Below are 23983 nucleotides of genomic sequence, written 5' to 3'. Positions count from 1 at the left end.
ACCATACGATCGTACGATGCCTTTGGTACGCAATAGTTGGGCAGAACGCTCCTACGCGGCGGTTTCGCTGCTGGCGGACACGCTGCTGATGGAAGACGTAGTGCTGGAGTCAATGTTGGACAAGACGTTTGAAATAACGCTGTCCATCGTTGCCATGGGTTTGCCGATGCCCTGCTGGTTCTTGAACTTCAACACCCCCTTTTGCTGGTTGGAGGCCGATCCGGCAAGCGCTGACGCGTCAGTCGGGGGGCTGAACTGCAAGCTGTCCATGGTGCCGGATGTGGCTGCTTCGGAGAATTTGGCCGCCATATCGGTCAATGCTTCCGCTTCATGCGAGTCTGAGGCTGAACTGGCCTGCTCCGTCAGGGCGTCCGAGATCTGCTGCGCTGCCTCCTTGAATTTGTCAGGATCGCTGGCCTGAAGCTTTTGCAGCTGACTCATCTGCTGGGCGCCTTTGGAGATTGTGGTCGCATCGCTGCTTTGCCCCTGGGCGAGCACGTCGTTCACCGACGTGTTCGACTCGTAGCTGGTTCCTGAAATGAGACTCAATGCGGACGATTGGCTGGTGGTTATCCCGGAAATGCTCATAATGGTCATGCCTCCTGTGATGTTGATGGAGCATAGATCGGCTGATCAGGCAGAGAGTTTACCCTGGCAAAATGGCCGCAACCCCTTTGTCCAACAGGACTTTTCAGCGCGTTTCGGCAGATGAAACAGGGGCGTGTTTGGGATTTACGTCAATGATTCAGGTCTGTTGTCAGATGGCGAAGGGATGGGCGTGTGAGTATGCTGTACGGATTTCGTTAACAATTTAAAAAGGTTACAAGTGTTAAATTTCTTTAATGTGGGGATGTGGCCAGCGAGGGGTCCGGAAAAAAATGCCCATTGGCCATTGATATAACCATATTAAATAACAGCACTTTTATTGAGGACCTGGGTGGGGCGGTGCCGATCGTTGGCTCCGCAAAAGGTTACAGACTATAATTCTCTTTTATTACAAGAGTTACGCGTAGAATGAGTAGGTATTTGTATTGCTCGCAGGGGATAACGGAAAACATGACCCGGCGCTTGGCGCCATGAGTCTTGAAAACCGCATACCGGGAGGTCCCCAGTGAGCATAACGAGCATTACAGGCAGCAGCCAAACGTCCCAAGTCTACAGTGTTCAGGAGATCGAGGAGCTCTTAAGCCAGCAAAAGACAGCGAGTTCAAGCGGCACGTCCAAAACATCCACGGATCAGGCTAGCTTTTCCCAGATGGGCCAGATGATGAGTCAGCTCATGCAGCTTTCCACCACCGATACGGAGCAGTTCAAGGAATTGGCCCAGCAGATTTCCGACGACTTCGCCACCCAGGCCCAAAGCGCCACCACCATCCAGCAGAGCCAGGCGCTGAGCACGCTTTCCAGCCAATTCGCCAGCGCTGCCCAGACCGGCACAATGGAAAGCCTGAAGCCTCAAGGCTCCCCGCCGCCCCCACCTCCGAGCGGCAGCTCCGGAAGCAGTTCGGACGTGTTCGGGGAGATTTTGAACACCATCTCGAGCGAGATGTCCGGGGCATCCAATGCCAGCATCAGCGGGTTGTCCAATGCGAGCTTCAGGAGCGCTTCCTCGGCTTCCAAGCTCGGCCAGGATCCCATGGGGCAATTGATGGAGCAGTTGTCCGCTTTGCAGTCAAGCGATCCCGCGAAGTTCAAGGAAGTTACGGCGCAGATCTCGGCCGACCTGGCTTTGCAGGCATCATCTTCCACGGACAGCAACGCGTCCCAGATGCTTTCGAGCATGTCCGCAATGTTTGCCGATGCTTCCAACTCCGGCACCATGGACAGCCTGAAGCCTCAGGGACCCCCCCCGCCACCACCGCCTCCGACGCAGACCTCTTCCACTGATGAAACGAGCACAACCAGCACCGAGGACAGCCTGTTCAGCATGCTTCAAAACCTCATTGCGAACAGCCAGGCGAGCTATTCCAACGCCAGCATCAGCTCAAACTCCACCGCGGCAACGCTCTTTTCCATGGTGTCGGGATAAGGCGAGCATGATGCAAGAGGGGACTCAGCCCACATTCGCCGGCAATGGCGAATCAGCTTTTTGCCTGGCCGCAACGAAATCATCCAAGTCCGTGGGGGGTGAAACATCCATGGAGTGTTAGAATGAAGGCCTTTGGCCAAGAATGCCTGCTCCTCAAACCCGGCGCCCTCTCCCAACTCCCCGGGGCAAACCCCTTCGGGGGGAGGAGCATCAGCAAGGGGATGCCCTTACGGGCATCCCCATTTTATATCTGCCTGCATGGAAAGTCGGGAACGGGAAAGAGACGCTGGCCAGGGGGCAAGTCGGCTAGCGTTTGTAGCCTGAATCGTCAGCCAAACCTCTGCCCTGGGCCGCTGACCGGGCCAGGGTGTCGCAGCGCTCGTTCTCTACGTGTCCGGCATGGCCCCGTACCCAGGTGAAGGTCACTGTGTGCAGGGCAAGATGGCTGTCCAGGCGCTCCCAAAGATCGCGGTTTTTCACGTCAGTCTTGGCTGCGGTTTTCCAGCCATTGCGTTTCCAGTTGGTGAGCCACTTCTTTTCGATGGCGTCGCGTACGTACATGGAGTCCGTGACCACGGTCACCTTGCAGGGCTTTGTCAGCGATTCCAGGGCCACGATCACGGCCAGGATTTCCATTCGGTTGTTGGTGGTGAGCTTGAAACCGCCGGAGAGTTCCTTCTCCCGGCCGTTCCAGTTGAGTACCGCCCCGTAACCGCCCGGGCCGGGGTTGCCCAGGCAGGCTCCGTCCGTGTGGATGATGACGGGGCAATCGGCGGTGTCAGCGCTGTTCACGTAAGGCCTCCAGTATGGCGAGCACGCACGAGTAGAGCCCCTCGGGCCAGGCGTTCTCGGCGAAGAAGGGGTCGAAATAGCCGCTCGAGAGCCTTTGGGCAAGCTCCGGGGGCAGTGCCCTGGCCAGGAGCGGAGGGATTACGACAACGGCTTTGCCTGCCGAGACGTCCAGCCCAATGAACAATATTTTCGGGTCCTGGGCGGGAGGAGACACGGGCGAGCGGCTCACGACGACCCGCAAGGCGACGCCGTACGTGTCCTGCATGGCACGCGAAGAGTCGCGCAGGAGCTTTATTTTTTCCGGGGGAAGGGTGCCTGTCTCGTCGCGGATGTCGTCTACGCGCTGGAAGCGGTCGGCCACTCCTTCGAAGTGGCGGGAATAGGCCCAGACCGTGCCCAGAATAACGCACACGAGCAACAATGCCCTGGGAACGGAAAATTTTTTTCGGGGGCCCTCCAGGTCGATGCGTTCCTCTGTCATGAGAGGTCCTCGATCACGCCGTCCTCCATGCGGGCTTTGCGTCCGCAACGGTCGGCCAAGGTCATGTCGTGGGTGACAAGCACCATGGTGGCCTTTGTCTCTGCGGCCAGTTCGAAGAGCATGTCCACCACCTTCTCGCCTGTGGCGTGATCCAGGTTGCCGGTGGGTTCATCCGCCAGGATAAGGCGAGGTCCGGCCACAATTGCCCGGGCCAGGGCCACGCGTTGCTGTTCGCCCCCGGAAAGCTGCGCAGGGTAATGGTGCGTTCTTGCGGAAAGCCCCACCCGCGTGAGCGCCTTTGCGGCCAGATCAAATGCCCCGGGGCGCCTGGCGAACTCCAGGGGAAGCGCCACGTTTTCCAGAGCCGTCATGGCGGGGGCCAGGTGGAAATTCTGGAATACGATACCCACATTGTTTAGCCTGAATCGGGCCAGTTGGTCCTCGTCCATGGACGAGAGCTCATTCCCGGCCACGCGCAGCATGCCCGAGGTGGGGCGCTCCAGGCCGGACATGAGCATGAGCAGGGTGGTCTTTCCCGCGCCGGACGGACCGACCACGGTCAGATGTTCGCCGGCCATGGCTTTGAGGTTGGCCTTGCGCAGTATGTTGACCGGTCCCGCCTGGCTTTGTAGGGTCAGGGAAACATTTTGAAGGACTATCATCTCGTTGTCCATGTGCGTATCATGGCATGAGAAAAGCGGGGATGGCAACGTGATTGGGTACTTGGCCGCGCTTGCGGCATGTGTGTTTTTGTTCGTGGGAGGGGTGATGGAAAACGCGGCCCATGCCGGGACCGTGCGCATCGCGGCATTTGGCGACAGCCTTACGGCCGGGTGGGGGTTGAAGCCCGACGAATCCTTCGCGGCAGTGCTCCAGCGGGAGCTGAGGGCCCGAGGATACGATGTGGAGGTGATCAATTTCGGCATCTCCGGCGACACCACTGCCGGAGGTGTGGCCCGCATGCGGGCGGTTATGGCCGTCAAACCGGACGGAGTGATTTTGGAACTTGGCGCGAACGATGGCCTGCGCGGCTTCGATCCAGCTCTGGTCGAGGCCAACCTGGATCAGATCCTCACGATGTTCGGGCAGGCCCGCATCCCGGTTCTGCTGGCGGGCATGCGCACGCTCTCTGGCATGGGAAAACGCTACGGCGAAGAATTTGCGCAGGTGTATCCTCGTCTTGCCCAGAAGCATGGGGTCAGGCTTTATCCGTTCTTTCTGGAAGGAGTGGCCGGCGATCCGGCGCTCAACTTGCCGGATGGCCTGCATCCAACGGGGCGGGGCATCGAGGAAATCGTGAAGCGCATTCTTCCGGATGTTGAAGCCTTTATGAAGCAGTTGTCCTCCAGGAAATGATTCCAGCAAGAGAAGGCGGCCAGACGAAATTCGACGTAAAGGCCCGAAACGGCATCATTCACGTTTTGTAGTTGCCAAACGCGTAAGCCGGGCTTAGTTATCCCGCACATGTGAATCAAGAGGCCTTTCGGAGTAAGGAGACCCTTATGATGCATTACAGCTTTATCAACTCCCCGTGGCAGTGGCTTATCATCTTGGGAATCGTGATCTTGCTTTTCGGGCCGGGCCGCATAGGAAACCTTGGCCGCGAACTGGGCAAGAGCATCAAGGAATTCAAGGGTGCGATGAACGACAAGGACGTCACCCCTGAAAAGATTGAGGATCACTCCACTCAGGCCTCAACCACCACCACTACCACCACCGTGAACCAGACCGACAAAAGCAAGGTCTAGCCAAAGTATCCTGGGGCCATGCTGGGACATACGTTCTGTCATCTCCCCGGCGTGGGGCCCAAGAGTGAATCCTCCCTGTGGCACGCGGGCATCCGCGGCTGGGAGGATTTCCTTTGCGCGTCCGTGCCGCCGGTCAGTGCCGGCAAGGCCGGACTCATGCGCCAGGGAATCGAAGAGTCCCTGGCCGCGCGTGAAGCAGGCGATCCTGACTGGTTCGCCTCACGGCTCAAGTCGGCCAATGCCTGGAGGCTTTTCCCCCATTTTCTGCCGGACGCCGGCTATCTGGACATCGAAACCGACGGCGAACCCCACCCCGTGGTCACGGCTGTGGCCCTGTACCACCAGGGCCGGCTTACCACCTACGTTCATGGCCGGAACATGGACGAGCTGGAAGAAGACCTCGCCCCCGTGAAGGTGCTGGTCACGTTCAACGGCAAATGCTTCGACGTTCCCATCATCGAACGCGTACTTGGCGTCTGTTGTCCCAAGGCTCATGTGGATTTGCGTTTTGTGCTCGGAGCAATTGGAGCTAAAGGCGGGCTCAAGGCCTGCGAAAAGCGCTACGGGATCTCACGGCGGGAGCTCGACGGAGTGGATGGCTGGAGCGCGGTGCTCTTGTGGCGGGAGTGGGAGCGAACCGGCGACAGCCGCGTGCTGGAGACGCTTCTGGCCTATAACGCGGCGGATGTGCTTTCTCTGGAAGTGCTTCTTGCCCACGCCCTTGATGAGCTTCTTCTTGCGACGCCATTTGCCGGGGAGCTTACGGTGCCCATACCCGCCCTGGCCGACAATCCCCATGTGCCGGATCCGGACGTGGTACAACAGGTCCGGGGGCTCTCCTACCGCCCCTATTTTTAAAGAGTTCCCCTCTCCCAGGCGTCCAAGGCGTCAGCCCGACTGCTCCTCCCCCCTGAAAGCAGAGTGAACCGGCCGGGCCTTTCTAGTGTAACGCCGTCCGTGCTTACCAGTTCTTGTGGCGCTTCTCGAATTCTGAGAACGCGTTGCTCTTCTCTTTGTTGCGCTGCTTCAGCCCTTCAACAAGAGAGCCATGTATATCTTCCAGATCCTCAGGAGTGTAGCGAGGAGGCGGAGTTTTTCCCTGCTCCTGCTGGCCGAAAAGCGGTTCGATTTTTGGCGTCTGGCCTGAAGCCGGGCTGAGTGACTGGCGCAACAGCCGCATTTCGTTCAACATTTCTTTGTTTATGGCAATGAGTTCGCGCAAGAGTTGTTCCATGGGGACGGCTCCGGGGTTGTGGTTGGCTGTTGCCTTTTTTGACACGAAAGGTAAAATAGCCTCGCCAAGCCGGACAGGGGCTCTCACCCCGCAAAGTGGCAGTGGCAACTGCCCGAGATAGTTTGACTTGCTTGATGAGGCACGCCGCTCTCAAGGGGCGCGGCGCAGGTCGAGAGTGTAACAGGCAAAGGGCTCAGTCAAGCCCGTCTTCTTCCGAGTAGAATCATGCGTTTCATGTCCGGCACATATGCAGCTCCTTAGCCTCGAGTTCGCCATCTTTTTCCTTGCGGTCCTTGCCCTGGCCTGGACCGTCAGGAGCCGCCCCACAGCCTTCAGACTGCTTCTTCTCGCCGCATCCTATATCTTCTACGCATCCTTTCACGTCGGGTTCGCGGTCTTGCTCTTGGGGGTGAGCCTGACAACCTGGGGAGCCGGGCTGGCCTTGGTTCGCCTGGAACGCCCCAAGGCGCGCAAAGCAGTGCTTGCGGGTTATTTAACGGCTGTTCTGGGCGAATTGTGTTTTTTCAAATACTACGGGCTGGCCTCGGAGCTGACCGGGATTCTGCCCGAACTCTCCCTGGTGCTGCCCGTGGGCATTTCGTTTTTCAGCTTCCAGGGAATCGGCTACGTGATGGACGTCTCCCGAAGGCCCGGTGAGCTGGTCCGCTCCCCCTTGGACGTCCTGTTGTTCATGGCTTTTTTCCCAACGGTTCTCTCCGGCCCCATCCTGCGCGCCAAAGATTTCGTCCCCCAGCTCCATATGGCCGCTCCATCCTGGACGGACGCGAATCAGGCCTTCTGGCTCATCGTGATCGGTTTGTTCAAGAAGGTTGCGCTCTCAAGCTACCTGTCCGAGCACGCCACCCGCCAGCTCTTCAGCAATCCGGACGATTTTTCCAGTTTTGGCGCCCTGGTGGGGGCAATGGCCTATAGCGCCCAGATCTACTGCGATTTCTCCGGCTACTCCGATCTGGCCCAAGGTCTGGCCGGGCTTATGGGGCTTCGCGTTCCGGACAACTTCAATCAGCCCTACAAGGCCATGAACCTGCGGGAATTCTGGCAGGGCTGGCACGTGAGCCTGTCCACCTGGCTGCGCGACTACCTGTACATCCCCCTGGGCGGCGGCCGTTGCGGGTCTGTGCGGCGGGGCTTCAATCTGCTCGTCACCATGGGGCTTGGCGGGCTCTGGCATGGGGCCAATCTGACCTTTTTGGTCTGGGGCCTGCTTCACGGCGTAGGACTTATCGTCACCCACGCCCTCTCCGGGCGTGTGGGGCCGGGATTGACGGGTTGGAAAGCCCAGGCGCGCGACGCGGCCTTTTGGGCCGGCACGTTTAGCTTCGTCACCCTGGCCTGGGTGTTTTTCGCCGCCCCGGATTTCGAAACGGCCGCTCAGGTGCTCCGGCGAATCGTGAGCTTCGACAGAGAGGGGGCCGGGCCTGGTGTGACCCTCATGGTCATCACCTTCGGCGTGATAGGTTTCCAGGCGTTTCGTCTTAACTGGTTGAGGTCGTGCCCGGGGCTATTGACCAGGCTGCCCGCGCCTGCCATGGCCGCAGCGCTTGGGGTCTTGGGGGCGCTTATTGTTCGTTTGGGGCCTGACGGCATGTTGCCGTTCATCTACTTCTCGTTTTAGCAAAAGGCATCTGGATCATGACGGGCCGACGGACCACTCTGATATACGCTCTGGCTCTGGCAGTAGCGGTGCTTCTGCAGTTCGACAAATTAGAGACGTGGCTTTCGGCCAGATTCCCCGATGGTCCGCCCCAAAGCCTTGCAGTGGCGATGAACGCCGTCGAGGTAGTTCATTCCGCCTCCGGTTTGGCCGGTTTGGCCTTGGCCATGGATTGTTCCACGGCCCCAATGTTCGATGGTACCTATAAAAAGACCTATCGGTGTCAGGACAGCACCCTGGTCGACAGCACCCCCCCACTGCCCAGGGAGGAATCGGTGCAGGAGGCCCAGAGCTCTCCTGTTTCTGGGAGCGAAGCCAAAATCACTCCCGAAAAGCTGGCCCCTCCGGCAAACGTCCTGGTCGTGGGGGATTCCCTGGCCATCACCCTGGCCGTGAGCCTCGACAAGGCTTTCAGGGGGTTCGAAGGCCTGACCATGATCCCCAAAGGAAAGATCGCCAGCGGGCTTCAGAATCCTCAATACTTCAACTGGGAGCAGGCCCTCAGACAGTTCATCAAGGAGTATGACCCCAAACTGGTGATCGTCATGATGGGCGCCAACGACGCCAAGTATCTGAGCCTCGACCCTGAACAGCCCGAACCGGCGGCCCTGGCCGACAAACGCCGGGCGGTCTACGAGGCCAGGTTGGAAAAATTTCTTGCGGTCATGGACGAACGCGGGGTGAGGAGTTATTGGATAGGATTGCCCGTCATGGGCGACCCGGAGCTCTCGGGGAAGAGCCGCGCGCTGAACTCCCTCGTGCGCACAGCCTGCCAGGGCTCGGCCCATGGCCGCTTTCTGGATACGTGGCCCCTGCTCTGCGACCAGCAGGGGAACTACGCCCAGCACATCCTGGACACCGCCGGCCACAGGGTGCGCGTCCGGGAGGGCGACAAGATTCACTTTTCCACGGCCGGCGGGGACATAATCGTCAAGGCCTTGCTCAAGGACGCTGGAGAGGTCATCGAGTTGCGGCCCAAGGGCAGCACGGATGTGGCCGAGGCGCCAACGCAGAACAGGATGAACGCCCAATGAGCCTCCGGCCTTGACGGCGGCCCCGAATGGGGCCAAACGGAGGTGCCATGCGTATTTCATCATTTACGAACAAGCTCGTCACCGTACTTGCGGTGCTTACCGTCACCGGATGCGCCGGGCTTGATGGAGGCGAGAACTCCGCCTTCGCCAAGTCCAGCAAGTCCCAGGCCCTGGCCGCTCTGGAACGTCCCAACCTCACCCCTAAGGACCTCTTCGCAAGCCGCCTTCCCAAGCGCCAGATCAAGACCTTGGCAGTAACGGGAGACTCGCTCTCCATAAGCCTCGCCTCCGAATTGGAAAAATGCTTGGCCAGCAAACCCGGGCTAGGATTCACAAGCCTGGGGAAGGTGTCCTCCGGTTTGGCTCGGCCCGATTTCTTCGATTGGGACCGCAACATGGAAAACCTGGCCCGTCGCTACCGGCCCGACGCGGTGGTGGTGATGCTCGGCACCAACGACAACAAACACCTGCGCCAGGCGGACGGTTCGCAGATCACCTACGGCACCGCCGAGTGGGACCGGGCGTACAGCGCCAAGGTCAAGCGCATCGTGGAGATCATCCGCTCCCACAATGCCACGGCCACAGTATTCTGGCTGGGCGCGCCGGTCATGGCCGACGAGGACTTGAACCGAGACCTTCGGCACATCAACAACCTTTTGCGCAAGACCATGGCTTCCTTGAGCGACTGCCACTATGTGGACACCTGGCCGGTGTTCGCCACAGCCGGGGGCGGTTTCGCCTTTTCCAAGCCTGATGTGGAAGGGGGAGCCGCCCTGCGAGCCAGAGACGGCATCCACCTGACCACAGCCGGTGCTCAGGCCCTGGCCGGGCGCTGCCTGGCCGCCCTGGAAACGAGGATAACCTGGGACGGCCCCTTGCAGGGGAGCGCGCCCCTGGCAGATCGCGGTGTGTGATCGCGACGAAGGACGTGTTGTCATGATTCGTATAGTTATCCTGGCGGTCCTGGCCGCCGCGCTGTCCGCAGGCCCAGCCCAAGCCAGGCTGATCAAGGAGATGCAGGTCACGCGAACGGGCAAGGTCGGCGTTGCCGCTGAGGGCCAGGCCACCGTGTACCGGCTGCTTCTTGAGAACAACAAGCTGATCGTGCTTGGCGACAGGGAGTTCTTCCCCCCGGCCACACGGGCCGCCTTGGACCAGGCTGTGGAACGCAAACTCACTGTGGAAGTCGCAGGGCATCTGCTCATTTTCAACGATCAAGCCCCAGTATTCACTTTGCCGGTGTCAAAGGTGGACGTGAAGGGTCTGGACACTCATTCCCAATCCCCTGCCCCGTCTCCGGCAACGGAACAGGTGTCTGGAGCTGGCCAGAGTTCAGGAGATGTGGAACCTTTCAGGGCGGCCAAGCTCAGATTCAACCCGGCGGTTACCCTTGGACAAGCGCTTGACAATTACGGTTTCTTCACCTCCCGCTCTTGGAAGGTCTTGGAACCGGGCAAGGCGGAGTTCAGGGGCGAAGTGGACCTCTTGAGCATTACTGAGCTGGACAGCCGTTACATAGAGAGGCTGCGTTCCAAGGATTTGCGCGAGACCTTCAAGTCCCTTACCTTCGTGGCCACCATTACCCTGCGTTCGGGCGGCTACGCCGATTGTCCGGACCCGGCCGTCGAGGCCGTTTTTCAGGACGGAACAAAGGACCGGCTGGTTTGGAAAGACCCGTCCACCTACTATTGGGAACGTATCTATCTGAACCGCAAGATCAAGTTCGACTACTTTTTGTCCAAGGCCGCTCTGAATCCAAAATACGGCAAGGGACTGGGCGCGTCAGGGCAGTAGACATCCCGGCCCGGCTTAGTTTGGTGCTCGGCTGTGAAAGCCTTTCATGGAAAGATCGAGGAGAATCAATGAAGAAATCCAAGCATCCCACCCCGGCCAGACAGGACTCTCCGGAGCCGCGTCCCATGGTCCGCAGGCAATCCGCCGTGGCCCTGTGCGTGGTCATGCTGCTTGCGGGAGTGTTTCTCGGTTGGCAGGGGGCGGTGGTTGTTTTCAACCAGGATGCCGCCCAGGGTGGCAAACCTGGAATGCATCAGCAGCAGACCCAGCAAGCTGCGCCTGGACAAAGCCAGAACCCCATGACTTCCCCCCTGATGGCCCAGGCCAAGGCCATGGAAGAACAGGCGGCCAAGAGCCCCAACGATCCTGTGGTCTGGGCCAAGCTTGGGGACACCTATTTCGATGCCGAACTGCCGGATAGGTCCGTAGTGGCTTATCAGAAATCTCTGGCGCTAAGCCCCAACCAGCCAAACGTTTGGACCGACATGGGGATCATGCTCCGGGTCATGGGGAAAACGCAGGAGGCGCTCAAGGCCTTTGAGCAGGCCATATCCATCGACCCCAAACACCAACAGGCCCGCTTGAACACGGGAGTGGTCTACCTGTTCGATCTTAAGGACAAACAGGCAGCGCTCAAGGCCTGGCAGGAGCTCCTGGCCATTCATCCCGAGGCCAAGATGCCGGACGGCAAGCGGGTGGCGGATGCGGTGAAGGAAATAACGGCTGGTAAGTAACGCCGCAAAGAATCTCGCTGACCAGTGTACACAAGGTGTATCCAGGGCTGTCAAACCGTCTTGGAACTCGCCTTTCTAACTATTGCGCTCGCCATCGATTCCGGTGGCGGGCGAATTCTTTCAGGCTGGCACCGAAGATACTCCCCTGGGTTGCGCTGAAGACAACGTCGGGGCAGCCTCGACGTTTATATCAACACCCGCTTCACGTCCTTCCCCGGCCGGTCAACCAGCATGGCCCGGCGGTAGTTCTTTGATCTCTGGCCAGTCTCGAAGACCTCGTGCCCTTTTTCGACGCAGGCCGGGCAGGCGTGTAGCGGTATCTGAACCGCAAGGCACAGCGGGCCGCTGTCCGCCCGGCTCTCGATGACCACGGTGCCAGGGCACTGCCCGCACATGAAGACCTTCTCGGTCTGGCGTTCGAAGATTCCGTCCGTGTCGTAGTGAATTTCCTTCTCGCGGACGAACCATTCGCCTTCAACACGGCCGTGCTTGGGCATGGGAGGCGGATCCATGAAATAATTCCGCAACTGGTCGGCCAGGGAAAGGGTATAGTCGGTGACGCGCTGCTCCTGCTTGATCATTTCCGGGTCGTAGGTGGGCTCGCTCACCTGGGAGGTGTCCATGTCCGCCATGGCAAGGCAGATGCCCAGGTTAACGTAGGGCAGGGCCCCCTGGATGGAGTATCCGCCTTCAAGCACAGCGATGTGAGCCCCGAGCCTGCGGGTCAGCTCGGCATACCCCTGGGCTGAAAAGGCCATGTTGGTGATGGGGTCGGAGAAGTGGTTGTCCTGCCCGGCCGAGTTGATGATGATTTCCGGTTTGAATCGTTCCAGTACTGGCAACACCACGTTGTCGAGCATGTGCAGGATGCCTTGGTCTCCTGTCCCGGGGAGTAGAGGGATGTTGCAGGTGGAGCCGATGGCAGTCGGGCCGCCAAGCTCATAGGGGAAGCCGCTGCCGGGGTAGATGGTGCGTCCGTCCTGGTGGATGGAGATGAACATCACGTCCGGATCGTTCCAGTAGATGTCCTGGGTGCCGTCGCCGTGGTGGCAGTCGGTGTCCACTATGGCGATACGGCGCACTCCGTAGCGCTCGCGCAGGTATTCCACCATCACCGCTTCGATGTTGATGGTGCAGAAGCCGCGCGTGCCGTGCACCACCTTCATGGCGTGGTGTCCTGGCGGGCGGACCAGGGCGAAGGCCCGTTTGGCTTCGCGTTCCATCACCAGCCTGGCCGCACGCATGGCCCCGCCCGCGGAGATGAGGTGCGAGGATGTGACCACCTGCTCCACGTCCGGGAAGGTGAAATGAGCCAGGTCCACGTCGCCGGTCTTGGCCACGTCGGGCTTGTATTCGCGGATGCCCTCGAAGTCGAAGAGGCCTTCCTCGCGCAGCTGGTCCTGCGTGTAGAGCAGGCGCTCCTGGCGTTCGGGGTGCGTTGGGCTGATGGCCCAATCGTAGGCCGGAAAGAACACCACGCCCAGCGAGCTTGGGGCTTTCAGCATTGGCGGCTCACCGCCTTGCGGTATCCGGGCAGCACGCCAGGCTTGATCTGGCATTTGACGCGGATGGTTCTGCCAACCATGGCGTCGTCCTCGACCATGTTGAACGATTGCGCTTCAATGGTCTCCATCATTCCCTCGGGATCTTCGATGCGCAGATGCTCCAGATACTGGCGCAGGTACCTGGCGGCGTCTTCCTGGGCCGCGTCCAAGTCGTAGGAACGGGGAACACTTTCCTCGACATCAAGGCCTGGGATGAGCATGCGCCCCCGCTGCGTGTCCGCGAAGAGCTCGGCGGAAAGAGTGGGCCGTGAGAGGGCCGCGCCGATGGCATTGGCCACGGCGTAGTTGCCGGGAACCAGCACGTCCTCGGGAAACACTTCGGACAGAAGTCCCGCCATGGCCTTGGCCGGTCCTCCCATGACGTAGACGGTCTTTGGAACCAAACGCTTGCCTTCGAGCAGTTCGTAGATGGTGTAGACGGGGCGGTCGTTCACCGCCCGGGTGAGCTCGATCACGGCCGCCCGGATGGAAGTGACAGCTGCCAAGGCCGCGTCTTGGGCCATGGTTCGTCCATCGGAACCGTGCTGGGCGGCCAGTTCATTCAAACCCCGGCGGGAGGCGGACACGTCGCCAAGCTCTGCCGAGCCCAATACATTGAGGGCGTCGGTCAATGTGGGGTGGTTGCCGCCTTCAGCCATGGCCGGTCCGAGCCTGCGCGGGCCGACACGAACATGGCCGGCTACAAAGGTGATGGCCGAGTCTCCGCCAATGCCGATGGACCGGCTCTTGAGCGCCCGGACCAGAGTCGGTCTGCCGGAAATCACTGCCCCTTCCGGTTCGATAAGCGGCGCTCCGTCAGCGAAAAGCGCGATGTCCGTGGTGGTTCCGCCGATATCAAGAATGACCGAATCCTGGTCGATGTCGCACACCGCGATGATGCCCATGACCGATGCGGCCGGGCCGGAGAGGATGGATTCCACGGGAAACGTGCGGGACATGGACAGGGGCATGGTGCCCCCGTCCGCCTTCAGGATGTTCACCTGGGCATTCAAGCCGAAGCCGATGGCCGATCGCTGCACCGCGTCGGCGAAGCGGTTGAACACCCGCCAGACCGAGGCGTTGAAAACAGCGGTGTGGATGCGGCGTCCAAAGCCCAACTGCCCGGAAAACTCGTGGCCGCAGCTGACGAAGTCGGCCTGGGGATGGACCACCCCCCGCAGGGTTTCCTCGAAATCGGGGTTTCGGGGGGAGAACTTGCCCACGCATGCGTAAACGCTCACACCGGCTGTTTTGCAGTGGGCCGCGTGCTCAAGGGCGGAAATTTCATCCAGGGGGGAGGTTATGCGCCCCCGGTGGTCGGTGGCGCCGGAAATGGTCCGGAAATGCTGGCCCACGGCGTATGCGTTCGGGTTGACCCCGGGACCCGCGGCCACGAAAACGCCAACGGGCTCAGTCAAGCCCTCCACGATGGCGTTGGTGGACAAGGTGGTGGAGAGATTCAGGCGGGTTATGGGCTCATGGCCGGCCTGGGGCACAATCTGTCCCAGAACATCGCGGATTGAGGCCATCAGATCCGTATGGTTCGTCTTGGCCTTGGCCCAGGCCTTAAGACCGTCCGTCCCCACCAGGACGGCGTCCGTGTGCGTGCCCCCCACGTCTATGCCAAGCAGCATGGAGTCAAGCTAGCACGGATTGTTTCCAAACACCATTGCCTTAAGGCTCACAACCTCACGCTTACGGGAAAAGAATACCCACCACGGCACCCGTCATGAGCGAGGCGAGGGCCCCGGCGGCCAGGGCGCGCATGGACAAGGAGGCGATCTCGGTGCGCCGTTCCGGGCAGAGCGCTCCCATCCCCCCTATGATGATCCCGACGCTGCCGAAATTGGCGAAGCTGCACATGGCGTAGGCCAGAATAAGCTTGGTGCGTTCGGACAAGGCGTTGGCAGGAAGGTTGGCCATGTCGATGAACGCGATGAACTCGTTGAGCACCACCTTGGTGCCAAGAAGGCTTCCCGCCGTGTGGGCCTCCTGCCAGGGCACGCCCAGAAGCCAGGCCAGGGGAGAGAGCAGCCAGCCCAGCATGCGCTGCAGAGTAAGCTGTTCGCCTCCGAAGTCGGGTGCCAGGTCAAGCCCCAGGTTCACGATCTTCACCAGGGCGATGAAGGCGATGAGCATGGCGATGATGTTCAAAAAAAGCTGGAATCCCTCCCAGGTGCCCCTGGCCACGGCGTCCATGGAACCGGTGGCCGGGGAGGGGGGGATGTCCTCGCCCAGGGTGGGTGCCTCGGTTTCCGGGATGATAACAGCGGCAATTGCCAGGGCGGCCGGGGCATGGATGACCGATGCGGTAAGGATATGCCCGAGCGCGTCCGGGATCACGTTGCCCAGCACCGCGGCGTAGAGCATGAGCATGGTTCCGGCGATGCAGGAGAGCCCCGTGGCCATGAGGGCGAATAATTCGCTCCTGGTCATCTGGAGTAGGTATGGCCGGATCAGAAGCGGAGCCTCGATCATGCCCAGGAAGATGGTTCCGGCCGCGCCCACGCCCAGGGCTCCGCCGATGCCCATGGACTTCTTGAGTACCCAGGAAAAGGCATGCACCACCCGGGGCAGGATGCGCCAATAATAGAGGAGCGAAGTCAGCGCCGCGATGACGATCACCAGGGGCAACGCCTGGAAGGCCAGGATAAAGCTTTGTCCGGGCTTGGGATCGGGAAAGGGGACGGGGCCGCCTCCCAGGTAGCCGAACACGAAGGTTGTGCCGGCGCGGGTGGCCTCCTCCATGGCCAGGACCACCTTGTTCAGGGTCATGAAAACCCCGGAGAACAGAGGAACCTTGAGCATGAGACCCGCGATGGCGAACTGCAACGCAATGCCGCCAAGCAGCATGCGCCAGGGTACACGCCCGCGGTTGGTGCTTAAAAGCCAGGCGATGCAGACCAGGACAACCAGACCCAGGGCGCTTTTGATCATGAAGCCTCGAAGGGGTGTTCAAAAAGAAAGGTTACGGGATGATGGGCGCCTGAACCGGACACCCCGGCCGAGCCAACGATCGGCAACTATTTGCAGGGGTTGTCCGCAGCAGTCAAGGGCCCTCACGCGGCGGGTGGACTCAGTCCGTTGCGGAGGGTGTCGAAGAGGGCGCGGAGCGCTTCCCGGTCGCCTATGAAGGCCTTCACGCAGGCCGGGTCGAAGTGCGTGCCGCTCTCCTTTACGAGTATCTCTATGGCTCCGTCGAAACTCGTGGCATCTTTGTAGCGCCTCGCGGTGGTTATGGCGTCGAACGCGTCCACCACGGCCACGATACGGGCTGACAAGGGGATGCCGGTCTCCTTGAGGCCTTGCTGATATCCCGAACCGTCCCATTTCTCGTGGTGATAACGGGCGATGTCGTTGGCCACCCTCATGAATTCGGACTGAGGCGGACTCAGGATGTCCTTGCCTATGTCCACGTGGGTCTGCATGACGGTCCACTCTTCATCCGTGAGCTTGCCGGGTTTTTTCAGGATGCTGTCGGGTATGCCCAGCTTGCCCACGTCGTGCAGGGGCGCGGCGATGGATATGGTGTCCACGTCCTTCTGGTCCAGGTTCAGTCTCGCGGCGAGGAATTCCGCATAATAGCTGATGCGCAGGAGGTGGTCGCCGGTTTCCTTGTCCCGCAATTCCGCGCAGCTCGCCAGGTGCAGGACCGTTTCCTTGTGGGCGTGCTTGATGTCGTTTTGCAGCTTGATGTTCGATTCCTCGTACTCCCTGAGCCATGCCTTGAGCTCTCCGAAGGCTTCGAAGAGGGATTGTATCTCCCTGAAGGAGCTGCGCTGCTCAGATTGGGGGGAGATGATCCGGTTTTTTATCGAGTGGGCCTCCTGCTCAAGTTCGGTCAGGGGCTGGGTTATCCTTCTGGAGACGAACAGGGCCGCCAATGTGGCCCCCACAGTCACGATCAGGGTGATCAGGTAGAAGATGGACAGCCCTCTTTTCAGCGGGCCTACGTACTCGTTCTTGGGGTAGACGGCGCCTATGTACCATTGCGAGTCGAGATACGAGAGGGATTTGAACAGAGCCAGGTAGTCGGCTCCGTCATGGGTGAAGGTGGCAATGAGTCCCTCGGGTTTGGTCAGGTCGATGGGGCCTTCGCTGAGTCTCAAGGCCTTGAAGGCCTGCTGGGTAAGTGGCTGGTCTATTTCGGAGATGTTGAGCAGCCGGCTGCGGTCCTTCCTGGCGGTGACCGCGGCGAGAAGGGCGGTCATGTCGTGGTGGGCGATGAGCGCTCCTTCCCGGTCCACGATGAAGGAAGTGCCGCCCTGACCGATCTGTATGGCCTTGAGAAAGGATGACATGCTCCCAAGTTCGATGTCCACGGCAGCCACCCCGATGAAATGCCCCTTATGGTCGTAGGCAGGGCAGGCCGTGGTGATGCCCGGCACGCTCTGGTGGAAGAAGATGTACGGGTCCACCCAGGTCAATTGTCCTTTGTCACGGGCTTTTATAAACCACGGCCTGAGCCTCGGATCGTACGGGTCGTCCACCTCCAGATCGCTTACAATTTCTCCGTTGGCGTCGTAGCGCCTCTCGGTGGCCGTACGCTTGCCGTCCTTGTTGACGATGGTGAGGGTCTCCGCACAGGGAAGCTGGCATTCGTCGTCCTGGTAGGCGTAAGCGAAATCGCCGTTGGCGAAACCGAAGTATATCCCAGAGTACCTGTTAATCCTTAGGGTTTCGAGGAAGTACTGGGTCATTTTGTCGATGTCGCCGCTTAGGATGATCTCCTCGCGAACGAGGCGGCTGGTGAGGTTGGCCGAGGCGCTGGCGAAGTTTAAGTAGCTGCGGCTCTGCATGGTGCTCGAGGTGACGGCGTTCTCCATGAGCGCAATGGCATGAGGAAGAAGGAAGCTTTCAGACGAATAGTAGATGATGATGGAGAGAGTGATGGACGCACCCCACAGGAGCGTGAGGAGCGCGATGACCATGGCGGAAGAAAGGGAAAGACGGGATTTCCCCATCAGGTTGTCTCCACAGGGGCCGTCGGCCATTATGGTTCGTGGGGTACACCTTTTGTAAAAAAGGTATCCGAAAAGTGAACAGGGAGGAAGTGATTCATCTCGCGGAGTTTTCACCAGCCCGAAAACACAAAAAAAGCCGCCCCGGAATCCCGGGGCGGCCTGAGAAGACATGCGGCTTGGAGTTCTACAGACCCTTGGGCTCGCCAAGGCCGGGCAATGCGCCGGACAGAGCATGCGCCGCACCCAGGATCGTCGCTTCGTCCCAGGCCTTGCCGAACATCTGCAATCCAACGGGCAGGCCGGTGTCCTTGCCAAGCCCAACAGGGACCGAAAGCCCGGGAAGGCCGGACAGGTTGAGCGAGATGGTAAAAATGTCGGCCAAATACATCTGGAGGGGGTCACCGGTTTTCTCGCCCAGGCCGAAGGCGGTGAACGGCGAGGTTGGCCCCACGATCACGTCGCACTTTTCAAAGGCGTTCAAAAAGTCCTGACGGATAAGACGGCGCACCTGGGCCGCCTTGCGGTAGTAGGCATCGTAGTAGCCGGCTGAAAGCACGTATGTGCCGAGCACAATGCGGCGCTGCACTTCCTCCCCGAAACCCTTGGAGCGGGAAAGCTCGTAAAGCTCCTTTAAGTCGCGAGCCTCGGGCGAGCGGTAGCCGTAGCGCACGCCGTCGAAGCGGGCCAGGTTGGAGCTGGCTTCGGCCATGGCCACGATGTAGTAGGTGGCGATGGCGTACTGGGTGTGGGGCAGCTTCACCGGAACGATTTCGGCTCCGAGGGACTTGGCGGTGTCCATGGCAGCCTGGCAGCGGTCCCTGACCTCCGGAGTGAGTCCCTCGCCCCAGTATTCCCCGGGCATGCCCAGGCGAAGTCCCTTGAGGTCCCTGCGCGCGGCGGTTTCAGCCTCAAAGTCCGGGACCGGGCGGGGTGCGGAGGTGGAATCCTTGGGGTCGTGGCCGGACATGACTGCAAGCATTGCCGCGCAATCGGTCGGGGTGCGGGCCATGGGGCCGACCTGGTCCAGGCTTGATCCGTAGGCCACCACTCCATAGCGGGAGATGCGCCCGTAAGTGGGCTTGATGCCAGTCACGCCGCAGAAGGCGGCTGGCAAGCGGATGGAGCCGCCCGTATCCGTGCCCAAGGAGGAGAAGCATTGTCCGGCCGCAACGGTGGCACCAGAGCCGCCGCTTGAACCGCCGGGAACCTTGTCCAGGGCCCAGGGGTTGCGGGTGGGTTTGAAGGCCGAGTTTTCGGTGGAGGACCCCATGGCGAATTCGTCCATGTTGGCCTTGCCCAGGAGGATGGCCCCCGCATTCTTCAGGCGCTCCACACAGGTGGCGTCGTAAAAGGGCACGAAGTTCTCGAGGATTTTCGAGCCGCAGGTGGTGGGAACGCCCTTGGTGCAGATGGCGTCCTTCACCACGATGGGCACGCCCCAGAGCGGCTTGTCCTTGTCTGGTCCGGCTTGGTCCAGAGCCTTGGCTTGTTCGAGCACCGCTTCTGCCTGGACACAAAGCAGGGCGTCCACCTTGGGCTCGGTGGCCTGTATGCGGTCCAGGCAGGCCTGGGTGGCCTGGGTGGCGGAGATATCCTTGGCGGCCAGCTTGGCGCGCAGGTCCGTGAGAGTAAGCGTTGTAATGTCTGGCATGGCGCGTCCTTTACCCGGCGACGATCTTGGGGACGATGAAGAACCTGCCGTCGGACTCGGGGGCCTGGGCCAGCACGTCGGCTCGCTGGCAGGTCTTTCGGGCCTTGTCCTCGCGCATGGGGGTGTCGTGCTCCACAGGGCTGTATAGGGGCTCGACTCCGTCGGTGGGGCAGGAGGCCAGGGTGTCCATATAGGAGAGGATGTCGCCCATCTGGGCGGCCAGATGCTCAAGCTTGTCTTCAGGCAGCGTAAGCCGCGCCAGGGCGGCCACCTTGGCTGCCTGTTCAGGTGTGAATTTCATGGGGAGACTCCTTGGGTGGCGGACGAAGGCTTAGTATCCGCAGACGGGGCGTTTCGCAAGAAGGAGGGCTTCTCGAAGAACACGTGGAGAAACCCGGCGAACACAGCGGAAAAGGCCAGGCTCATAGCGTAGTGAGCAGCGATGGCCTGAATGGAGTGCAATTCTCCCTGGAGAATGGAGCGCGAGAGCCTGAACCCCCAGGTGGTGTGGATGAGATAAAATGGCAGGGCCACGGCCCCGAAATAACGCAGAACGGGGTGTGCCAGCGGCAGCAAGAAAGGAGGAACGGTTTGGGATAAAGGGGCCGCTCCACTACCACGCCGGGCTTTCCGGGAGATCACGTTACAGGCTGTCAGGCCGAATACGAGGAGCTTGGCGGCCAGAATGATGCCAAGAAGAGTGATAAATGGAGGAAATCCAGCTGGAGCCTCAAGAAATACCAGAGTCCTGGCGATCGTGGCGAGGTCAGGCTGCATATAGCTTAAAGAGGGCAGGACAACGAGCAGGTACAAACCATAGATGCGACTGAACGTATTCAGAAAATACCGGCCTGGATCGGCACCGCCGTAACCCTTGCGCACCAGCAGGAACCCGCAGATGATCAGCATGACAATCCATGCAGCTTCACCCGGAGCCACAGCCAGCCGCAAGGCATTGAGGGCAGTATCCATCCACGGTTTTCCCCGGGCGATGCGCGACAGCTTGGCCGGGTCGAACTGGCTGTAGAAGCTCCAGTGGAAGAACCACAGCACGGCCATCCCCCGCAGGCCTTGCAGGGCCGGAATGTAGTCATCCCGGTAGAGAAAGGTTTTTTTGAGCCAGCCCATGTCAGCGCCTTGTGAAGTAGAACTTTTCCAGGTGCATGTACAAGAAGGTGGCCAGGATGAACGAAACGCCCAGGCTCAGGCCGTAGTGCAGCGCGAGTCCTGCCAGGCTGGCTGGCTTGCCGAAGAGGGTGGTGGCCAGAGGCAGACCCCACTGGGTGTGGAGGAGAAACAGCGAGTAGCTCACGGCTCCCACGCAGCGAAGCGGCATCCAGGTGAAGATTCCGCCTCCAGCGGGCAGGGCGGCAGAGTGAACTCCTCTTGGTGTATGTTGGCTGCCAGGTGAGGTTTTTGCGCTTGCGGCGTTCACCAAAGAGGCCACCAACAGGGCCACAACAAGATCGAACAGGGTGAAATAGCCCAAGGCCAGCGCGGGCGACTTCGCAGAAAGCATGCCCACGACATCTTGCGACCACAACCAACAGGCCAGGGCCAGCACCCCAAGGCAGACCGGCCAGACCCCACGCGGAACCATCTCGAATACCCGCCTGCCGCGAGTGTCGGCCCGGAGCATGGCCAATCCTATGCCTACGAAGAACCCCACGAAGCGCCAGTCGGAGAGAACCGGAGTCAGCTTGAAAGAGAGGCTGTTGGCCACGAAGAGTACGCACAGCGCCGACCATGAGAGCCAGGGCGGACCGTTCTTGCCGCGCCCCAGCACGATGAGCCACACCCCGCACAACAGGTAAAAGTACATCTCGTAGACCAATGCCCAGGAGACGAAGGTGACCAGCTTGGACCCGAACAGGTCGAGAAAGAAGACGTTGTCCACGATCTCCTTCCAGTTGGCGTTTACCCAGTAAAGCGCGGGGATGTTTATCACCAGCACCACCGGAAGCAGGCGTTTGTAGCGTTCCACCAGGAACCGGGAGAGATTCGGGCGCTTGCGGGTAAGTGAACCGTAGATGAGAAAGCCCGAGACCACGAAAAACACGTCCACCCCGTGGGAGCCGGAATGAAGGGTGTGCAGAATCTCGTGGAGGAGGCCACCAGGGGCGACGAAGTAGGAGGCGTCGGCGAACTGGGCGAAGAAATGGACGTTGAAGATCATCAGGCAGGCCAGACCGCGAAGCCCGTCCAGCCCGGGAACAGCGCGGGCGGCCAGGGCGAACGGGTCCCAGGCCGCCCGTTCGGGCAAAGCCCGCACGGAATTCACTGCTGGGGCTGCTGCTTGGCCCTCAGGGCGTCCAGGCGCTCCTTGAAGCCGTCCTTGTCCACCGGGGCCAGCCCCTCAACCGAGGGCCTGAAAAAGTACATGGACATCTTGGCGTGCCCGGAGCTGTCCCAGCTGATGGGAGCCATGGCCCATTCCATCTTTTTGGACGCCTCGTTAAGCCGTCTGGTGATTTCCGAGGGAGCGGTATCTGGCGAAACCGTACCGGCCGTGGCTGCCAGACGCACGAAGTCGAAACCCAGGGAGGTCCAGAAGTCGGCGTCGGCCTGCTGGTCCTTGGGAAGATGGGACCTCAAGTCGGTCACGACCTTGGAGGTGGACTGCGGCCACCAGGCTCCCGGGCAGAATGCGAAACGGTAGTTGGCGGGGTTGATGTTCGGCTTGGCCCCCTGTCCGGAGAGCGCGGTGGACCACAGCTGCGGACCGAGCACGATGAGCGAGTCCGCCTGGTAGAACTGGAGCTGGCCGATCATGTGCTCGGCACGCTGCAGTTCGTCTGGGATGTAGATGGCATCGAAGTCAGGGCGGGCCGCGAAGTTTTTGCCGTCGGTTCCCTTGGGAACGGCTCTGACCATGCTTTTCACTATGTCGCCCCATTTGGGCACGTCCTGGGGGGGATAGGGCTGGATGGTGGCGACTTCGCCCCCGCGAGCGGTGACGGCTGCGGAAAAGGCGTCGGCCAGACGTTTGCCCATGCGGTCCTCGGGGTAGAGAACCCCGTAGCGCTTCACGCCCTCTTCAATTGGAATGTTCAACACAGCGCTGACCTCGTCCTGCGGGCTCCAGAAGAACCGCCAGACGTGCTTGCCTTCCTCGGCGTCGGAGATTTCGGGCATGAAGGTGAGAAACACTCTGCGGGACAATTCGCCGCTGGGCGGGAGGCTCTTGAAGTAGGAGGCGTGCATGGGCCCGCCCACCAGGGTGACCTCATGGGGCAGGGCCGTCAGGTGGTCCACGAAATTGGGATCATCGGTGTTGATCACCCGGATGTCCACCTGCGATCCCTGGGCGGTGAGCATGGCCTTGGCCGCGTTGGCTCCGGCCTGCACTTTGGAGGCCAGACCGCGCAGCTGTCCGGTCTGGGGCAGCAGCAGGGCCACGGCCACGGTGCCGGGCTTGACGAGGGCCGTGTCCTTCTCGGGAATCGGCGGAGCGGCCTTCACCCCTGAAGTGGCCTCGCTCAAACCCCTGGCGAGAATGCGTCCGGGAAGGTCGCGATCGGCCAGGTCCGAGGAACGGGCCAGCCGGTCGGCCATGTCCTGCATGCGCCCGCGTTCCGCGGGATTGGCTGAGACAGCCCTGCGAAGGTTCTCAAAAGCGATCAGGTTGTAGGGAAAGACGTTCTTGTTGGCTTCGTTCACCGTTGAAAGAAAAGCGGACATGGGCTTGGGCTCAAGCGAACCCAGCATGCGGGCAGTGTCCGACTCGAACTGGGCGCGGTCCTTGCGGTTGGGCGCTTTGGCGTGCTGGGTACGAAGGGCCTGGGCAGCCTGGCTGGCCTGGTCGCGGGAAGCATAGCGCTTGGCAAGTTCGATGCCCGCCGGGCCGGTCAGCTCGAACGGATTCCCCCTGCCCTGGAGTATCTTGGCCAGATGTTCTTCAGCCTGGCGTTCGCGTCCTGTGGCTGAAAGAGCTTGGATGTACAGGCTGGTCCATTCCCAGGTTGCTTTCACTTTGGAATCGGTCTGGGCCCAGTTGTCCAGGGAAGTCAGGGCCTCTGCGGCCCGGCCGGTATAGAGAGCGGCCCTGGCGGAGCGCTCGTGGGCGGTGAGCTTTGCCTCGCGTGTGAGGGACTGGCCTTGCAGGATCAAACCGTAGAGGGTGAGCGCCCGGTCGTATTTCGCGGCCCGCCATGCTTCGTCGGCTTTGGCCTGGAGCGCCGCCTGCTCCTGGGGAGAGGTTGGCGGGGCATCCTTGCCGAAGAAGTCCATCCCGGCACAGCCCGAGAGGGTAAAAAGCAATATGATGAGAGAGGCGTTGAGCAGGCGTGAGGTGATCATGGCG

The 23983-nt window shown here is 60.7% G+C and carries 23 protein-coding genes; 9 read left to right on the top strand and 14 right to left on the bottom strand.

From position 1 onward, the window contains the following. Positions 1-51: 51 nt before the first annotated feature. Positions 52-597 (bottom strand): hypothetical protein, encoded by a 546-nt coding sequence (locus tag HY795_03240; protein MBI4804228.1) that lies wholly within the window; start codon positions 595-597, stop codon positions 52-54. A gap of 514 nt (positions 598-1111) precedes the next feature. On the opposite strand from HY795_03240, the gene HY795_03235 reads away from it, so the two are divergent. Beyond that, positions 1112-2029: a hypothetical protein gene (locus HY795_03235; protein MBI4804227.1), complete on the top strand. Its 918-nt coding sequence runs from the start codon at positions 1112-1114 to the stop codon at positions 2027-2029. Between the two features lie 306 nt (positions 2030-2335). Here the strand turns inward: HY795_03235 and rnhA are convergent, their stop codons facing one another. The 3 genes from rnhA to HY795_03220 are packed head-to-tail and all read right to left on the bottom strand — an operon-like array spanning position 2336 to position 3964. Next, positions 2336-2821 carry a ribonuclease HI gene (gene rnhA, locus HY795_03230; protein ID MBI4804226.1) on the bottom strand — a complete coding sequence of 162 codons (486 nt, stop codon included), beginning with the start codon at positions 2819-2821 and terminating at the stop codon, positions 2336-2338. Further along, a complete protein-coding gene (locus tag HY795_03225; protein ID MBI4804225.1) occupies positions 2808-3302 on the bottom strand; it encodes a hypothetical protein in 495 nt (164 codons plus the stop codon). Before HY795_03225 ends, rnhA begins: the two co-directional genes overlap by 14 nt. Next, on the bottom strand, positions 3299-3964 hold the full coding sequence (locus HY795_03220) for an ABC transporter ATP-binding protein (protein MBI4804224.1): 666 nt from the start codon (positions 3962-3964) through the stop codon (positions 3299-3301). The genes HY795_03225 and HY795_03220 overlap by 4 nt, the downstream gene beginning before the upstream one ends. A gap of 106 nt (positions 3965-4070) precedes the next feature. On the opposite strand from HY795_03220, the gene HY795_03215 reads away from it, so the two are divergent. From HY795_03215 to HY795_03205, 3 genes are all read left to right on the top strand, one after another. Further along, complete coding sequence (locus HY795_03215) at positions 4071-4658, top strand: arylesterase (protein MBI4804223.1); 588 nt, start codon at positions 4071-4073, stop codon at positions 4656-4658. A 149-nt stretch (positions 4659-4807) separates the two neighbouring features. Continuing rightward, positions 4808-5050, top strand: a complete 243-nt coding sequence (gene tatA, locus HY795_03210; protein ID MBI4804222.1) for a twin-arginine translocase TatA/TatE family subunit — start codon at positions 4808-4810, stop codon at positions 5048-5050. An 18-nt stretch (positions 5051-5068) separates the two neighbouring features. Next, positions 5069-5908, top strand: a complete 840-nt coding sequence (locus HY795_03205; protein ID MBI4804221.1) for a ribonuclease H-like domain-containing protein — start codon at positions 5069-5071, stop codon at positions 5906-5908. 103 nt (positions 5909-6011) lie between these two features. Here the strand turns inward: HY795_03205 and HY795_03200 are convergent, their stop codons facing one another. Beyond that, the gene (locus HY795_03200; GenBank protein MBI4804220.1) at positions 6012-6284 is read right to left on the bottom strand and encodes a hypothetical protein; all 273 of its coding nucleotides are present in this window, start codon (positions 6282-6284) and stop codon (positions 6012-6014) included. Between the two features lie 247 nt (positions 6285-6531). Here HY795_03200 and HY795_03195 point away from each other — a divergent pair, with 247 nt between their 5' ends. The 5 genes from HY795_03195 to HY795_03175 all read left to right on the top strand — a co-directional run bounded on the left by HY795_03195 (position 6532) and on the right by HY795_03175 (position 11521). Continuing rightward, entirely contained in the window at positions 6532-7920 is a 1389-nt protein-coding gene (locus HY795_03195) for an MBOAT family protein (protein ID MBI4804219.1), read from the top strand. A 17-nt stretch (positions 7921-7937) separates the two neighbouring features. Further along, positions 7938-8993, top strand: coding sequence for a DUF459 domain-containing protein (locus tag HY795_03190; GenBank protein ID MBI4804218.1), 1056 nt, complete (start codon positions 7938-7940; stop codon positions 8991-8993). A gap of 47 nt (positions 8994-9040) precedes the next feature. Further along, positions 9041-9907, top strand: coding sequence for a DUF459 domain-containing protein (locus HY795_03185; protein ID MBI4804217.1), 867 nt, complete (start codon positions 9041-9043; stop codon positions 9905-9907). Positions 9908-9929: 22 nt separating this feature from the next. Further along, a complete protein-coding gene (locus HY795_03180) occupies positions 9930-10787 on the top strand; it encodes a hypothetical protein (GenBank protein MBI4804216.1) in 858 nt (285 codons plus the stop codon). 68 nt (positions 10788-10855) lie between these two features. Continuing rightward, positions 10856-11521, top strand: coding sequence for a tetratricopeptide repeat protein (locus HY795_03175; GenBank protein ID MBI4804215.1), 666 nt, complete (start codon positions 10856-10858; stop codon positions 11519-11521). 185 nt (positions 11522-11706) lie between these two features. On the opposite strand, the gene HY795_03170 is transcribed toward HY795_03175, so the two are convergent. The 9 genes from HY795_03170 to HY795_03130 all read right to left on the bottom strand — a co-directional run bounded on the left by HY795_03170 (position 11707) and on the right by HY795_03130 (position 23979). After that, entirely contained in the window at positions 11707-13026 is a 1320-nt protein-coding gene (locus HY795_03170) for a histone deacetylase (GenBank protein ID MBI4804214.1), read from the bottom strand. After that, a complete protein-coding gene (locus HY795_03165) occupies positions 13020-14699 on the bottom strand; it encodes a hydantoinase/oxoprolinase family protein (protein MBI4804213.1) in 1680 nt (559 codons plus the stop codon). Before HY795_03165 ends, HY795_03170 begins: the two co-directional genes overlap by 7 nt. Before the next feature lie 61 nt (positions 14700-14760). Further along, positions 14761-16002: a nucleoside:proton symporter gene (locus HY795_03160; protein ID MBI4804212.1), complete on the bottom strand. Its 1242-nt coding sequence runs from the start codon at positions 16000-16002 to the stop codon at positions 14761-14763. A 122-nt stretch (positions 16003-16124) separates the two neighbouring features. Further along, positions 16125-18029, bottom strand: coding sequence for an HD domain-containing protein (locus tag HY795_03155; GenBank protein MBI4804211.1), 1905 nt, complete (start codon positions 18027-18029; stop codon positions 16125-16127). Positions 18030-18213: 184 nt separating this feature from the next. Further along, on the bottom strand, positions 18214-19680 hold the full coding sequence (gatA, locus tag HY795_03150; GenBank protein MBI4804210.1) for an Asp-tRNA(Asn)/Glu-tRNA(Gln) amidotransferase subunit GatA: 1467 nt from the start codon (positions 19678-19680) through the stop codon (positions 18214-18216). Between the two features lie 10 nt (positions 19681-19690). After that, complete coding sequence (gene gatC / locus HY795_03145; protein MBI4804209.1) at positions 19691-19981, bottom strand: Asp-tRNA(Asn)/Glu-tRNA(Gln) amidotransferase subunit GatC; 291 nt, start codon at positions 19979-19981, stop codon at positions 19691-19693. Next, positions 19978-20808, bottom strand: a complete 831-nt coding sequence (locus tag HY795_03140; protein MBI4804208.1) for a hypothetical protein — start codon at positions 20806-20808, stop codon at positions 19978-19980. The genes gatC and HY795_03140 overlap by 4 nt, the downstream gene beginning before the upstream one ends. Before the next feature lies 1 nt (position 20809). Next, positions 20810-21961 carry an acyltransferase gene (locus HY795_03135; GenBank protein ID MBI4804207.1) on the bottom strand — a complete coding sequence of 384 codons (1152 nt, stop codon included), beginning with the start codon at positions 21959-21961 and terminating at the stop codon, positions 20810-20812. Then, positions 21958-23979: a penicillin-binding protein activator gene (locus HY795_03130; GenBank protein MBI4804206.1), complete on the bottom strand. Its 2022-nt coding sequence runs from the start codon at positions 23977-23979 to the stop codon at positions 21958-21960. The genes HY795_03135 and HY795_03130 overlap by 4 nt, the downstream gene beginning before the upstream one ends. Between the last annotated feature and the right edge of the window lie 4 nt (positions 23980-23983).

This window comes from Desulfovibrio sp. (assembly GCA_016208105.1).
In the GTDB taxonomy this organism is placed as follows: Bacteria; Desulfobacterota; Desulfovibrionia; order Desulfovibrionales; family Desulfovibrionaceae; genus Fundidesulfovibrio.
The sequence above is the reverse complement of the archived record's forward strand: the minus strand, read 5'-3'. Positions and strand labels throughout refer to the sequence as shown.